Below are 14409 nucleotides of genomic sequence, written 5' to 3'. Positions count from 1 at the left end.
CTCAGTGGCTGGTGACGTCGTGCGGGCTGTCCGGGCGGCGCTGCTCCGGCGGCCGGTGCCCGACCGGCTCCTCGCCGAGCAGGTCGGCGAAGAGGGCGCGGTAGTGCACGACGGCCTGGCGGAGTTCCTCGGTGCTGGCCTCACCGCGCTCGTTGCGCACCCGGATCTCGTGCGCGTCCCGGTAGTGGGTGAGGGTGCGGGCGTGGTCGACGGAGAGATGGGCGATCTGGTCCGAGAAGTCCCCGGTGGGGTAGCCCCGCTCGGCGATCAGCCGGCTGACCAGCTCGTCGGCGTCGCCGACGGTCTCACCGGGGGAGTCGACGAAGCGGACCTGGAGCTCCTCCCAGGCGGCGGCGTACCGGGCCCGGGACTCGGGGTCCAGCGGGGTGAGTTCGAGCTCCGCGTGCCGGCGTTCCCGGTCGCGCAGCTCCCGTTCGGCGGCGCCGCGGCTGTCCTGCTCCGCGACGACCCGGTCGTACTCGGGGCCGAAGCGGCGCCTGAGCGCGCGCCGCCGGCCGGCGACGACGGCCGCGGCGACCAGCACCACGACCACCAGCACGACGAGAACCACAACGATTACCTGCGTGGGCGACATGGCTCCTCCTTCGCCACCTGGTATTCCCTCCGCGCGCTGGCCGCCAATCCCGATCCCGCGCACTTTCCTGGCCGATTCCCCCACCCGAGCATGGCCAGGCCCACCGGGTGAGCCGTCCCAAAAACTTGACCTGTTCCAGAAAAAGCGCCTGGGCGGGGTGATGCCGGTCCACTCCGACGCCGGACGGACCGGGCTGCGCCACGATCGGGCCTGATCCAGCGGCAGACGACGACTCCCAGGCCGGCCGGCGCCCTACCGCGGGATGGCCGACCGGGAGCGGGACGATCTGATCCTCAACCTGGTCGACAACCTGGCTCAGCGGGTCGCCGAGGGCCTCGGCATCTCAAACAACGACTGACCGTTCCGCTCGGCACGCGACGCTCCGCCGATCCACCGGCGGGAGGTCCGTCGTCCGGGAAGCGAGTGTCCTCCGGGGACGGTCCACACCGGATTGGTAGTGACGGGCGAGACGGACGGTAGTGCTACGGCGCGGGATTACGTATCCTGCCCAAGGCGCCCGAGCCGGTGCCCGGCGCGGCCGGGACGCTGCCCGGCCGGTGCCGGCGCCACCGCTGCCACCCCTTCGGGCGAGGACTCATGGACACCCGCGACTGGCCGATCCGCGCCAAGCTGACCGCCCTGGTCGTCACCCCGGTGGCCGCCCTGCTCGCGCTCTGGATCTTCGCCACCACGCTGACCTTCGGCCCGGCGCTGGATCTGCTCTCCGCACGGACCCTCCTGTACGACCTGGGCCGCCCCGGCGAGGTGGTGGTCACCGAGCTGCAACGCGAACGCCGGCTCTCGGTGGTGCAGCTCGCCGGCCCGGCGGCCCTGCCGGCCCTGGCCGACCAGCGCCGCCGCACCGACGCGGCGATCGCCGAGCTCCGGGACCGGGTCGGCGGGGACAAGCTGCGCGACGCGGCCGGCGAACTGCTCGACGCCCGGCTCGACAAGCTGGTCGCCGCGCTCGACGCCCTGCCGGCCGGGCGGGGCTTCATCGACCGCCGGCAGGTGGACCGGGCCGGCGCCGTCGGGCTCTACAGCGGCATGATCTCCTTCGCCTTCCAGACCTTCTCGGCGATGGCCGCCCTACCCGACCCGGAGCTCAACCGGGAGGCGCTGGCGCTCACCGCGCTCGGCCGCTCCCGCGACCTGCTCGGTCAGGCCGACGCGCTGGTGGCCGGCGCGCTCGCCGGCGGGCGGTTCTCCGACGGCGAGCACCTGCTCCTGACCCAGACCATCGGCAACGAGCGGTTCCTGGTCGACACGGCCGTGGCCGACCTGCCGCCCGAGGCCCGCAGCGCCTACCAGCGGCTGACCGAGGACCCGGCCTTCGTCCGGCTGCGCACCCTCCAGGAGGGGCTGCTGCGGGCGGACCCGGCCGCCCCTCCGCCGGTCGACGCCCGCAGCTGGCAGACCAGCCACGATGCCGTCCAGCAGGCGCTGCGCGACTTCGAACTGAGCCAGGCCGACGGGCTGGCCGAGCGGTCCGTGCCGGTGGCCGTCGGCATCCTGGTCCGGCTCGCCGTCGCCGGGCTGCTCGGCCTGGCCGCGATCGTGGTGTCGCTGTTGGTCGCGGTCCGGGTCGGGCGGACGCTGGCCCGCCGGCTGATCGGCGTGCGCAGCGCCGCGCTGGAGATGGCCGAGCAGCGGCTGCCCGACGTGGTGGCCCGCCTGCGCCGGGGCGAGCAGGTGGACGTGGCCCGGGAGGCGCCGCCGCTGGAGTACGGTGCCGACGAGATCGGCGACGTCGGGCGCGCCTTCAACGAGGTCCGGCGGACCGCCGTCCGGGCGGCCGTCGACGAGGTCACCCTGCGCCGCGGCCTCAACGAGGTGTTCCTGAACCTCGCCCGGCGCAGCCAGGGCCTGGTGCACCGCCAGCTGGCGGTGCTCGACCGGATGGAACGGCGTACCGAGGACCCGGACGAGCTGGCCGAGCTGTTCCGGGTCGACCACCTGGCCACCCGGCTGCGCCGGCACGCTGAGGACCTGGTCATCCTGGCCGGTGCGGCCCCAGGGCGGGGCTGGCGGCAGCCGGTGGCCGTGCTGGACGTGGTGCGCGGCGCGGTCTCCGAGGTCGAGGCGTACGACCGGGTGGACATCGGGGCGGTGCAGCCGGCCGGGGTGGTCGGCCGGGCCGTCGCCGACGTCATCCACCTGCTCGCCGAGCTGATCGAGAACGCCACCGCCTACTCCCCGCCGGAGACCCGGGTCGAGGTCTCCGGCCAGCAGGTGCCCCGGGGCTACGTCGTGGAGATCACCGACCACGGCCTGGGCATGACCCCGCAGGCGGTGGAGAACGCCAACCGCCGGCTCGCCCGGCCGCCCGAGTTCGACCCGGCGGACAGCGCCCGGCTCGGCCTGTTCGTGGTGTCCCGGCTCGCCGCCCGGCACGGCGTCCGGGTCACCCTGCGCTCCGAGGCTCCCGGCGGGGTGACCGCCGTGGTCCTCGTCCCGTCCGACCTGGTCACCGAGGAGCCGCCGGCCGCGCCGGTCAACACCGGGCGGCCGGCCTCGGTGGTCACCCGGCTGGCCACCCTGCCCCGGACCCGCGCCGGCCGCGCCGGGCGGGACCGGGCCGAGCAGACCGTGCTGCCGTTCGCCCCGGCCCGCATCTCCTCGGTGGAGGCCGCCCCCGACGGCGACGGCCTGCCCCGCCGGGTCCGCCGGCGCGGGCCGGTCGCCCGCCCCCGCCCGCAGGTCGCCGAGGCCCCGGCCGCCCGCTCCCCAGAGGAGGTACGCCGGCAGATGTCCGCGCTCCAGGCCGGCACCGCCCGGGGTCGGCGCGACGGCGCGATCCGCTCCGTGCCGCCGGGGCGACCCGACGACGCCGTGCCCGCCCCGACCGGCGGCCGTACCGAGGGGCGGGGCGGGGATCCCGCGCCGTCCCCGCCGCCGGGTGCGACGGCGGCGACCCCCGATTCCCCGACCGCGACTGAGAGGGACGCCTAGTGGTGGACACGACGAGGCAGAACGTCGACCTCGGCTGGTTGCTCGACGAACTGGTCGACCGGGTACCGGCCGCCCGGGAGGCCGTGGTGCTCTCCGCCGACGGGCTGCTGCTCGGCGCCTCCGCCGAGCTGGACCGCGCCGACGCCGAGCACCTCTGCGCCCTGGCCTCCGGCTTCTCCAGCCTGGCCAAGGGCGCCAGCCGGCACCTCGCCGGCGGCGGGGTGCGGCAGACCGTGGTGGAGATGGAGTCCGCGTACCTGTTCGTGACGGCCGCCGGGCGGGGCGCCTGCCTGGCGGTGGTCTGCGCGGCCGACGCGGACATCGGCCTGGTGGCGTACGAGATGGCGATGTTGGTCATCCGGGTCGGCGAGAACCTGACCGCGCCCGCCCGAGCGACGGTGGGGGCCGTCGATGCGGGCTGAGCCGCCGGGCGCCCAGCACGAGTGGCTGGACGCGGCGGCCGGCCCGGTGGTTCGTCCGTACACCCTCACCGGCGGCCGGGTGCGCCCGGCCGTCGACGGGTTCGACCTGGTCGCGTTCGTGCTGGCCGGCGCGGGCGCGGACCCGTCCGCCCAGCCGGGCCTCCAGCCGGAGCACCGGCGCCTGGTCGAGCTGGCCCGGCGTCCCGTCGCGGTGGCGGACCTCGCCGCCGACCTGGACCTCGCGGTGGGCGTGGTCCGGGTCCTCCTCGGTGACCTGCTCGCCCGGGGCCTGGTCTCGGTGCACGAGCCCCCGGCCGCCGGTCTTCCCGACAACGACATCCTCAAGGCGGTGGTCAGTGGACTACGTGCGCTCTGACCGGGACTCCTCCGGGCCCCGGTTGCCGCTGGCTCTCAAGATCCTGATCGCCGGGGGGTTCGGCGCGGGCAAGACGACGTTGGTCAGCGCGCTGAGCGAGGTCCGCCCGTTGCAGACCGAGGAGGTGCTGACCGGGGCCGGCATCGGCACCGACGACCTCTCCGGGGTGGAGGCGAAGTCGACCACCACCGTGGCGATGGACTTCGGCCGGATCACGATCAACGAGGACCTCCAGGTCTACCTCTTCGGCACGCCCGGGCAGGACCGCTTCTGGTTCCTCTGGGACGAGCTGGCCTTCGGCGCGCTCGGCGCGGTGGTGCTGGCCGACACCCGGCGCCTGGCCGACTGCTTCCCGTCGATCGACTACTTCGAGCAGCGGGGCATCCCGTTCGTGGTCGGAGTGAACTGCTTCGACGGGTCCCGCCGGTTCGGCATCGAGGCGGTACGCCAGGCGCTGGACATCGACCCGGACGTGCCGGTGGTGCTCTGCGACGCCCGGGACCGGCAGTCCGCCAAGCTGGTGCTGATCTCGCTGGTCGAGCACGTCGCCCGGCAGCGGGGTGAACCGGTCCCGGTCTCCTGACCCGCGGGCGGCGGGGCCGGGCGGTGGAGCCGGAGCCGCCGCCGGCGGCGTTCGGAGGAATTTCCGGAAAACAGGGCTGACGCCCGGGTCGACGGGGAAGCCTCTGGTGGGATCGACGGCAGATTCGGCGGAGGGTGCACCGGTGACGAACACGATCGTCCACATCGGCGGCTACACGGCGGCGAGCGGCGGGCGGGGGGACGGCATCGTCGCCGCCCGTCGGGATCCCGGATCGGGGGAACTCACTCCGCTCGGCACCGTCGCGGTGACCGATTCGCCCTCCTTCCTCGTCCGGCATCCCGCCCTGCCCGTTCTCTACGCGGTGAACGAGCTGCCGGCGGGGCAGGTCAGCGCCTTCCGGGTGGGCGGCGACGGCGAGCTGACCCCGCTGGGCGTCCGGCCGACCGGCGGGGCCGACCCCTGCCACCTGGCGGTCGCGCCCGACGGGCGGCACCTCTTCGTGGCCAACTACGGCGGCGGGAGCGTGGCGGTCTTCCCGCTGGACGCCGGCGGGGCGCCCGCCGAGCGCAGCGACCTGGTGGTGCACCAGGGGCACGGCCTCGACCCGGAGCGCCAGGAGCAGGCGCACTGCCACATGGTCTCCCCGGACCCGGGGGCCGGGCCGCTGCTCGCCGTCGACCTGGGCACCGACTCGATCTACCGGTACGACCTGGACGCCGACCCGGGCCGGCTGGTGTCCCGCGAGCCCCGGATCCGTACCGCGGCCGGCACCGGGCCCCGTCACCTTGCCCGGCACCCCGACGGGCGGCGCTGCTGGGTGGCCGGCGAGCTGGACGCGACGGTCACCGCGTACGAGTCGACCCCGGACGGGGCGTTGCGCCAGCGGGGACGGGTGGACGCCAGCGGGCGGACCGGGCACGTCCAGCCCTCCGAGATCGCGGTGGGGCCGGACGGGCGTTTCCTCTACGTCGGCAACCGGGGAGTGGGCACGGTCGCGGTCTTCGCGCTGGACGCGGAGCTGCCCCGGCTGGTCGCCGAGGTCGACACCGGGGGCGAGTGGCCCCGGCACTTCGTGCTGACCGGGCCTCACCTCTACGTGGCGGACGAGCGGGCCGACATGGTCCGGGTGTTCCGGGTCGACCCCGGCTCGGGCGCGCCCGAGCCGCTCGGCGAACCCGTGCCGGTGCCGAGCCCGACCTGTGTCCTGCCCTGAGCGGCGCCGTCCGGTGTGGATCGTGGCGACGGCACGAGACTGACTGATTACTCACTGTGCCAAAAGAGCGATCAACTGTTTCTCCTGCGTAACTTTCAGCCGAACGGTTATGGCACTATCCGAACGAGTTACGCAAGATGGTCAGCGTGTCTGGCCGCCATCGCATGCGTTCAAGTATCCGTGGAGCAGGAGCCGCTGCGGCGGCGACTGCGCTCGTCGTCGTGGTCGGGGGTACCTGGTTCGGTTACCAGCAGCTGGCCGGACCCTCCTGCTCCGGCGAGATCCAGCTGTCGGTGGCCGCCGCTCCCGAACTCGCCCCGGCGGTGCAGAAGGCCTCGGCGCAGTGGGTCGAGGACGGCGCGGCCGTGAGCGGCACCTGCATCGCGGTGAACGTGAGTGCCTCCGAGCCGGTGGACGTGGCGGCCGCGGTCGCCAGCAAGCACGGCGCCACCCTCGCGGGTGTCGGCCAGGCCAGCGGCACGGTGAGCACGCCCGACGTCTGGATCCCGGACTCCTCCACCTGGCTGCTGCGGCTGAAGAACAACGGCGCCACCGCCTTCGCCCCGGGCAACGGCGCCTCCGTCGCCCGCAGCCCGGTGGTGGTGGCGATGCCGGAGCCGGTGGCCTCCCGCTTCGGCTGGCCGGACAAGAAGCTCAGCTGGACCGACCTGCTGAACGCGGTCAGCACCGGCAAGGGCCTGCGCGCCGGGATCGTCGAGCCGACCCAGGACGCCGCCGGCCTCTCCGGCCTGCTCTCCCTCACCGCCGCGGCGAGCGCCTCCGGCGGCGACACCGCGAAGGCGACCACCGGGGCGCTGCGGGCGCTGGCCACCGGCCGTTCCGCGCTGCGGCAGGACCTGCTCGCCCGCTTCCCGCGCTCCAACGACCCGACGTCCATCGCCAGCGGGCTCGCCGCCGCCGCGCTGTCCGAGGAAGACGTCATGGCGTACAACAGCACCAAGCCGCCGATCCCGCTGGCCGCGCTCTACCTGGAGCCGGCGCCGATGCCGCTGGACTACCCGTTCGCGGTGCTGCCGGGCATCGAGCCGGCCAAGCAGTCGGCCGCCAGGGTGCTCTACGAGTTGCTCACCACGCAGGGTTTCAAGAACCGGTTGGCCGCCCAGTCGCTGCGGGCGCCGGACGGCAACTGGGGTGACGGTTTCAAGGCGCCGCAGGGGGCGCCCAGCCCGGCCGGTGGTCCGGCGACCGCCCCGCCGGCGGGTGTCGGCGCGGTGGGTGGCCTGGACCCCTTCGCGATAGACCGTGCGGTCTCCGGCTGGTCCATCGCCACCCAGTCCGGTCGGATGCTCGCCGTCATCGACGTCTCCGGCTCGATGAAGGCGAAGGTGCCCTCCGCGGGCAACGCCACCCGGGAGCAGGTCACCGTGGCGGCGGCGAGCCGTGGCCTGAACCTGTTCGACGACTCCTGGTCGATCGGCCTCTGGACCTTCTCCACCGAGCTGGTGGGCTCGCGGGACTGGCGCGAGCTCGTGCCGATCAACCCGCTCTCCACCAACCGCAGCCGGCTGGAGCAGGGCCTCGCCGGGATCCGCCCGTCCAGCGGCAACACCGGTCTGTACGACACCGTGCTGGAGGCGTACAAGACGGTCCAGAAGGACTGGGAACCGGGCCGGGTGAACTCGATCGTGCTCTTCACCGACGGCAAGAACGACGACAAGAACGGCATCTCGCAGGCCTCGCTGATCAGCCAGCTCAAGCAGCTCAACGATCCGGAGCGCCCGGTGCAGGTGGTCGTCATCGGCATCGGCAACGAGGTCTCCAAGGCCGAGCTCCAGTCGATCACCAACGTCACCGGCGGCGGCACCTTCGTCACCGAGGACCCGAGCAAGATCGGTGACATCTTCCTGAAGGCGATCGCGCTGCGCCCGAACGCGCCGCGCTGAGTCTTCGGACAGTGCGGAGAACCGCCGCGCCGGACTTTTCCGGTGCGGCGGTTCGCATTTCCGGTGTCCGGGCCGGAAGGCAAAGTGACGGCAATACGTCCGAATCAATCGGCGAGCATCATTGTCAGGCAGGATGTCCGGTACGCTCCGGCGTCGAGGTCCCGCCCGGGGCGGTCGTCGGCCGGAGCCGGTGCGCGCGATGTGGGGAGGCCGGGTGACGTCTGCGACGCTCTCCACGCCGGCACGGATCCCGCCTGCCCCGGCCGGCCCGCCCACCGGCCCGGTCGCCCGGGCCGACCAGCGGGCGTACGTGCGGATGCTGGTGGTGCTCGACACTGCCGTGCTCTCCCTCGCCGTCCTGGTCGGGTACGCCGCCCGCTTCGGTGACCGGGTGCCGGTCGGCTCCGAGATCCCGTACGTGCTGGTGGCCCCCGGCCTGGTGCTCGCCTGGCTGCTCTCGCTGCGGATGCTGCGCTGCTACGACGACCGGGTGGTCGGCTACGGCGCCGACGAGTACCGGCGGGTGAGCGCGGCCAGCCTGCGGCTCGCCGGTGGCATCGCCATCGTCGGCTACATCGCCGAGGCCGACGTGTCCCGGGGATTCCTGGGCATCTCGTTCGCCGTCGGCACCGTGGCGCTGGAGGTGAACCGGTTCGCCGCGCGCAAGCGGCTGCACCGGGCCCGGTATCGGGGCGCCGGCTGGTCCCGCCGGGTGCTGGTGGTCGGCGACACCGCCCACGTGCTGGAACTCGTGCACACCCTGCGCCGCGAGCCGTACGCCGGCTATCAGGTGGTCGGTGCCTGCATCCCGGACGCGCTGCTCGCGCCGGTGCCGCAACGGCTCAGTGACGTGCCGGTGGTCGGCTCGCTGCGCGGCATCCCCGAGGCGGCCGGCGCGATCGGCGCGGACACGGTCGCCGTCACCGCCTCCGGCGAGCTGACCGCGGCCCGGCTGCGCCGGCTGGGCTGGCAGTTGGAGGGGACCGGCATCGACCTGGTCGTCGCGCCGGCGCTCACCGACGTGGCCGGCCCCCGCATCCACACCCGGCCGGTCGCCGGGCTGCCGCTGATCCACGTCGAGGCGCCCGAGTTCCGGGGCGCCCGCAAGCTGGTCAAGGAGTTCGTCGACCGGGCCGCCGCCGCGCTGGCCCTGCTGCTCCTGCTGCCCCTGGGAGCGGCGGTCGCGCTGGCCATCCGGCTGGACAGCCGGGGCCCGGTGCTGTTCCGGCAGACCCGGGTCGGGCGGGGCGGCCGGGAGTTCGGCGTGCTGAAGTTCCGCACCATGGTGGTCAACGCCGACGCCCTCCTCGACGAGCTGGTCGTGCGCAACGAGACCGACGGGCTGATGTTCAAGATGCGCGACGACCCGCGGGTGACCCGGGTCGGGCGGCTGCTGCGCAAGTGGTCCCTCGACGAGCTGCCGCAGCTGGTCAACGTGCTGCTGGGGCAGATGAGCCTGGTCGGCCCCCGGCCGCCGCTGCCCTCCGAGGTGGCCCGCTACGACGGCGACGTGGCCCGGCGGCTGCTGGTCAAGCCCGGGATGACCGGGCTCTGGCAGGTCAGCGGCCGCTCCGACCTGAGCTGGGAGGACGGCATCCGGCTCGACCTGTACTACGTCGAGAACTGGTCGCTCGCCGCCGACCTCACCATCCTCTGGAAGACCTTCGGCGCGGTGCTGCGCGGGCGCGGGGCGTACTGACCCTCAGGGCTGCGGGCCGGTCCAGTCCAGGCAGACCACCACCGCGTCGTCGATCAGGTCGCCGGCGACGAACGCCCGCAGGTCGCCCAGGAGCGACCGGACGGCGTCCAGCGGCTCCATCGGCCCGGTACGGCGCAGGAACCGGTCCAGCGCGGTCTCCCCGTACCGGATGTTCTGGCTGGTCGCGTCGATCACGCCGTCGCTGAGCACGAAGAGCCGGTCGCCGCGGCGCAGCTCGAAACACTGCTCCTGGTAGTCGGTGCCCTCGAACATGCCGAGCGGGAACTGCTTCTCGAGCACGTGCTCGCTGATCTCCCCGTCGCGCAGTCGCACCAGGCGGGGCGACCCGGCGTCCACCACCGTCAGCTTCCCGGAGGCGAGGTCCAGCTCCATCAGCAGCGCGGAGAGGTGCTGCTCGCCCCGGTGCAGGGCGTAGATCGCCTGGTCCGCCAGGGCGGCCTGGTCGGCCAGCCCGAGCCCGCCTCGACGGGCGTTGCGCAGCGCGTAGGTGGCCAGCGAGGTGAGCAGCGCGGCGGCCACCCCCTCACCCGACCCGTTGATCGTGGCGAGCCAGACCCGGTTCCCGTCGTCGGACCAGTCGAAGCTGTCGCCGCGCACCGCGTACGCCGGCTCCAGCTGACCGGCCAGGCTGAACGACGGGCGGATCCGGCTGCGGCCGGGCAGCAGCTCCCACTGCATCTCGGCGGCGAGGGTGAGCCGACGGGCCCGGCGGGACGCCCGGTAGATGTCGGTGCCGGCGGAGACGGCGGCGAGTTCGTGCCCGAGGGCGGTGGCGATGGCGGCGAGTTCCTCGACCTGGGCGGGCTCGTCGGCGACCGGGGCCAGGCGCAGCACCCCGCGCCGTTCGCCGCGCATGCCGACCGGGAACCAGCCGACGTCGCCGGCCACGATCGGCTCCTGGTGGTCGAAGCAGCGCCAGGCCGGGTGGCCGGGCTCGGTGATCGGATCCCCGTCACCCAGCGGCAGCAGCACCGAGAGGCGGTAGTCGACCTGGAAGAGTTCGCTCTCCGTGATGCTGAACGTCCGTTCCAGCTCGGCGGTGAGCCGGTCGAGCAGGAGGTCGGCCGGTGCCTCGACCAGCACCCGCCGGGCGTGACCGTCCGGTCCGCTCATCGTCACTCCTCCTGACAGGGGCCGACCACCCGGTACTCCGGGTAGTCTCGGGCCCACCATGGCCGACCAACATGGTCCCGCGGGACCGGAACTGAGTATGGCCGCCGAGCTCGACGGCGCGGCCGGTGCCCTGCTGTCCCTGTGGGAGGCGGCGCGGGAAAGCACCACCAGCCGCCTTTCCGCCGCTCAGCTGCGCGCGGTGATGGTGGTGGAGCGGCACGACGGGATCAACCTGCGCCGGCTCGCCACCCTGCTCGACATGCTGCTCTCCTCGGCCAGCCGGCTCTGCGACCGGCTGGTGGCGGCCGGCATGCTGGAGCGGGAGCCGGGCCGCGTCGACCGGCGGGAGATCTCCCTGCACCTGACCCCGGAGGCCCGGGGACTCCTCGCCGAGCTGCGCCGGGACCGGCGGCGGCGGCTGGCCGACGTGCTGGCCGGGATGAGCGACGAGGATCGCCAGGCCCTGCTGCGGGGAGTCCGGGAGTTCGACCGGGTCGCCCGCGACCTGGAGGAGTTGGCGCCGCCGGTGGTGCCGTGGCAGGGCAGCGGCGTCCCGCCCCACGACGACGCGATCGGCGACCCGTCGGCGGCCCGCTCCGCCTGATCCTGACCCGCTGGGAGACGTCACCGCCGGTCGTGGGTCAGCTCCGGGCCGGTCACGCCGAGGGCGCGGCGCAGACGGCGAGCATGGCGATGTCGTCGTGGCTCTGCCCGTCCAGCCAGTCCGCCACCACTTGCAGCAGGCGTCGACCACCGCGCTCGGCGGCAGTCCCGCCGCCGAGGCGAGCGCCTCGCGCAGCCGTCGCTCGCCGAACATCTCCATCGCCGTCGGGCCGCCGCGCGGGCAGCGGCGCGTCGGAGGACGGTCGGCGCGGCGCGGGAGAAGCCGGCTCCCCGCCGCCGGCCGGCCCGGCGGGTGCACCACGACGGATGGTCGTCACCGCTGGTCGCCGGTCGCCTCGGCCTCTCGACCTGTGCGCATGCTGGTAGCGGACTCCTCGGACGGGAACGTTGCCTCAGGGCAAGGGTAGCGAGGCGGACCGACGGGCACCCATCCAGCAAGGTCGGCTCAGGGCCGGCTGGCCAGCCAACCGGACGGCCGGGTGATGATCCGGCGGACCACCGACCCGGCCCCACCGACCGCGGCCGACGCCGGGCCGAGCGCCGCCGCGCGGACCGTGACCGGTGACCAGGCGGCGGTGAGCACCCGGTCGGTCAGCTCGGCGAGGACCGGGGGGCGCAGCCAGGGCGCCAGGGTGGCGTATCCGCCCCCGAGGACCACGGTGTCCAGGTCCAGCAGGTTGACCACGCCGGCCACCGCCACCCCGAGGGCGGTGCCGGCCGCGCGCAGCGCGTCGAGGGTGGCCGGGTCGCCCGCCTCGGCGAGGTCGGCCAGCCGGCGCGCCGCCGTGTCCGCCGGCAGGTCCGCCCCGGAGAGGCCGGCCGCGCCGAGGACGGCCTCCTGGCCGGCGTACGTCTCCAGGCAGCCCCGCGCGCCGCAGCGGCACCGTGGCCCGGCCGGGTCGACCGGTACGTGGCCCAGCTCGCCGCTCCAGCCCCGGGCGCCCCGGAACAGCGCGCCGTCGAGCACGATCCCGGCGCCGATGCCGATCTCGCCCGAGACGTGCAGGAAGCTGGCCGTGGCCGGGCCGGCGTGCAGCTCGCCGAGGGCGGCCAGGTTGGCCTCGTTGTCGACCACCAGCGCCGGCACCCCGTCGACCGGCCCGGCCAGCGGCGGATGCCCGGCGAGCAGGGCGGGGACGTCGACGTCGCGCCAGCCGAGGTTGGGCGCGAGCCGGACCAGGCCGTGGCCGTCGACCAGCCCCGGCACGGCCAGCGTGGCCCCGGCCAGGGTCAGCCCCTCCCGGTCGGCGGCGGCCCGGGCCCGCCCGGCCAGCTCGACCAGCCGGGCGAGCGCGTCGGCGGGGGCGACCGGGCGCAGGTCGGCCCGGCGTACCTCGTGGTGCCGGACGGTGCCGGCGAGGTCGACGACGCAGGCGGCCAGGTAGTCGACGTTGACCTCCAGCCCCAGCCCGGCCGGGCCGTCGGTGGCGAGCCGCAGCCCCCGCGCCGGGCGGCCCGCTCCGCCGCGCGGCGCGGGGTCGGCCTCGGTGACCAGGCGGCCGGTGATCAGGTCGTCCACCACGGCCGAGACGGTGGCCCGGGTGAGACCGGTCTGGCCGGCGATGCCGGCCCGCGACGGCGGTTGGTCGGCGGCGGCGATCCGCCCGAGCACGACGGCGAGGTTGAGCTCGCGCAGGCTGCCCTGCCGGACCGCGCCCGCGGTGCTGGTGCTGGTCACCCCTTGACAGTGCCACAGCACGGTCATTTAATCCATCCATTGAACAAATTGCGGCGACACCACCGGAGGTCTGCCATGGCACCCCGTCCCACCCCCGCCGACAAGTTCTCCTTCGGGCTCTGGACGGTGGGCTGGCCGGCCCGCGACCCGTTCGGCGACGCCACCCGCGCTGAGCTGGACCCGGTGGAGGCGGTGCACCGCCTCGCCGAGCTGGGCGCGTACGGGATCACCTTCCACGACGACGACCTGGTCCCCTTCGGCGCGGACGCCGCCGCCCGCGAGGCCCACCTGGCCCGGTTCCGCAAGGCGCTCGACGAGACCGGCCTGGTCGTCCCGATGGTCACCACCAACCTCTTCACCCACCCCGTCTTCAAGGACGGCGGATTCACCAGCAACGACCGGGACGTGCGCCGGTACGCCCTGCGCAAGGTGCTGCGCAACGTCGACCTCGCCGCCGAGCTGGGTGCCCGCACCTTCGTGATGTGGGGCGGCCGGGAGGGTGCCGAGTACGACCTGGCCAAGGACGTCCGGGCCGCGCTGGACCGCTACCGCGAGGCGGTCGACCTGCTCTGCCAGTACGTCGTGGACTCCGGCTACGACCTGCGCTTCGCCCTCGAGCCCAAGCCCAACGAGCCGCGCGGCGACATCCTGCTGCCCACCATCGGGCACGCGCTGGCGTTCATCTCCACCCTGGCCCACCCGGATCTGGTCGGCCTCAACCCGGAGGTCGGGCACGAGCAGATGGCCGGGCTGAACTTCGCGCACGGCATCGCGCAGGCGCTCTGGCAGGGCAAACTGTTCCACATCGACCTCAACGGCCAGCGGAGCATCAAGTACGACCAGGACCTGGTCTTCGGTCACGGTGACCTGCTCAACGCCTTCGCCCTGGTGGACCTGCTGGAGCAGGGCGGCCCGGACGGCGGCCCCGCGTACGACGGGCCCCGGCACTTCGACTACAAGCCCTCCCGCACCGAGGACTTCGCCGGCGTGTGGGCCTCGGCGGAGGCGAACATGCGCACGTACCTGCTGCTCAAGGAGCGGGCCGCGGCGTTCCGGGCCGACCCGGAGGTGGCCGAGGCGCTGGCCGGCAGCAAGGTCGCCGAGCTGTCCACCCCGACGCTGAACCCGGGGGAGGGGTACGCCGAGCTGCTCGCCGACCGGTCCGCGTTCGAGGACGTGGACGTGGACGCGGTCGCGGCGCGGGGCTTCGGCTTCGTCCGGCTCAACCAGCTCGCCGTCGAGCACCTGCTCGGCGCGCGCTGAGGCGG

General features: G+C 74.4%; 12 protein-coding genes. 9 read left to right on the top strand and 3 right to left on the bottom strand.

The window, feature by feature from the left end; all coding sequences use genetic code 11:
- Position 1: 1 nt before the first annotated feature.
- Positions 2–595 (bottom strand): hypothetical protein, encoded by a 594-nt coding sequence (locus ACTMS9_RS25730; protein WP_441166207.1) that lies wholly within the window; start codon positions 593–595, stop codon positions 2–4.
- A gap of 597 nt (positions 596–1192) precedes the next feature.
- Between ACTMS9_RS25730 and ACTMS9_RS25725 the strand changes: the two genes are divergently transcribed.
- The 7 genes from ACTMS9_RS25725 to ACTMS9_RS25695 all read left to right on the top strand — a co-directional run bounded on the left by ACTMS9_RS25725 (position 1193) and on the right by ACTMS9_RS25695 (position 9705).
- The gene (locus tag ACTMS9_RS25725; RefSeq protein WP_441142855.1) at positions 1193–3547 is read left to right on the top strand and encodes a sensor histidine kinase; all 2355 of its coding nucleotides are present in this window, start codon (positions 1193–1195) and stop codon (positions 3545–3547) included.
- Entirely contained in the window at positions 3547–3969 is a 423-nt protein-coding gene (locus tag ACTMS9_RS25720) for a roadblock/LC7 domain-containing protein (RefSeq protein ID WP_441142853.1), read from the top strand. The genes ACTMS9_RS25725 and ACTMS9_RS25720 overlap by 1 nt, the downstream gene beginning before the upstream one ends.
- Complete coding sequence (locus ACTMS9_RS25715) at positions 3959–4345, top strand: DUF742 domain-containing protein (RefSeq protein WP_441142851.1); 387 nt, start codon at positions 3959–3961, stop codon at positions 4343–4345. Before ACTMS9_RS25720 ends, ACTMS9_RS25715 begins: the two co-directional genes overlap by 11 nt.
- Positions 4326–4928: a GTP-binding protein gene (locus ACTMS9_RS25710; RefSeq protein ID WP_210778768.1), complete on the top strand. Its 603-nt coding sequence runs from the start codon at positions 4326–4328 to the stop codon at positions 4926–4928. Before ACTMS9_RS25715 ends, ACTMS9_RS25710 begins: the two co-directional genes overlap by 20 nt.
- 142 nt (positions 4929–5070) lie before the next feature.
- Positions 5071–6102, top strand: a complete 1032-nt coding sequence (locus ACTMS9_RS25705) for a lactonase family protein (protein WP_441142849.1) — start codon at positions 5071–5073, stop codon at positions 6100–6102.
- Positions 6103–6266: 164 nt separating this feature from the next.
- Positions 6267–8006, top strand: a complete 1740-nt coding sequence (locus tag ACTMS9_RS25700) for a substrate-binding domain-containing protein (RefSeq protein ID WP_441142847.1) — start codon at positions 6267–6269, stop codon at positions 8004–8006.
- Between the two features lie 214 nt (positions 8007–8220).
- Positions 8221–9705: a sugar transferase gene (locus tag ACTMS9_RS25695; RefSeq protein WP_441142845.1), complete on the top strand. Its 1485-nt coding sequence runs from the start codon at positions 8221–8223 to the stop codon at positions 9703–9705.
- Positions 9706–9708: 3 nt separating this feature from the next.
- Here the strand turns inward: ACTMS9_RS25695 and ACTMS9_RS25690 are convergent, their stop codons facing one another.
- Positions 9709–10839: a PP2C family protein-serine/threonine phosphatase gene (locus tag ACTMS9_RS25690; RefSeq protein ID WP_441142844.1), complete on the bottom strand. Its 1131-nt coding sequence runs from the start codon at positions 10837–10839 to the stop codon at positions 9709–9711.
- A 97-nt stretch (positions 10840–10936) separates the two neighbouring features.
- Here ACTMS9_RS25690 and ACTMS9_RS25685 point away from each other — a divergent pair, with 97 nt between their 5' ends.
- On the top strand, positions 10937–11443 hold the full coding sequence (locus ACTMS9_RS25685) for a MarR family winged helix-turn-helix transcriptional regulator (protein WP_441142842.1): 507 nt from the start codon (positions 10937–10939) through the stop codon (positions 11441–11443).
- Positions 11444–11908: 465 nt separating this feature from the next.
- Here the strand turns inward: ACTMS9_RS25685 and ACTMS9_RS25680 are convergent, their stop codons facing one another.
- The gene (locus tag ACTMS9_RS25680; RefSeq protein ID WP_441142838.1) at positions 11909–13168 is read right to left on the bottom strand and encodes an ROK family protein; all 1260 of its coding nucleotides are present in this window, start codon (positions 13166–13168) and stop codon (positions 11909–11911) included.
- 48 nt (positions 13169–13216) lie between these two features.
- Between ACTMS9_RS25680 and xylA the strand changes: the two genes are divergently transcribed.
- Entirely contained in the window at positions 13217–14404 is a 1188-nt protein-coding gene (gene xylA / locus ACTMS9_RS25675) for a xylose isomerase (protein ID WP_441166206.1), read from the top strand.
- The last annotated feature ends 5 nt before the right edge of the window (positions 14405–14409 follow it).

Source organism: Micromonospora sp. L31 (assembly GCF_052068075.1).
GTDB classification, from domain to species: domain Bacteria; phylum Actinomycetota; class Actinomycetes; order Mycobacteriales; family Micromonosporaceae; genus Micromonospora; species Micromonospora purpureochromogenes.
The sequence above is the reverse complement of the archived record's forward strand: the minus strand, read 5'-3'. Positions and strand labels throughout refer to the sequence as shown.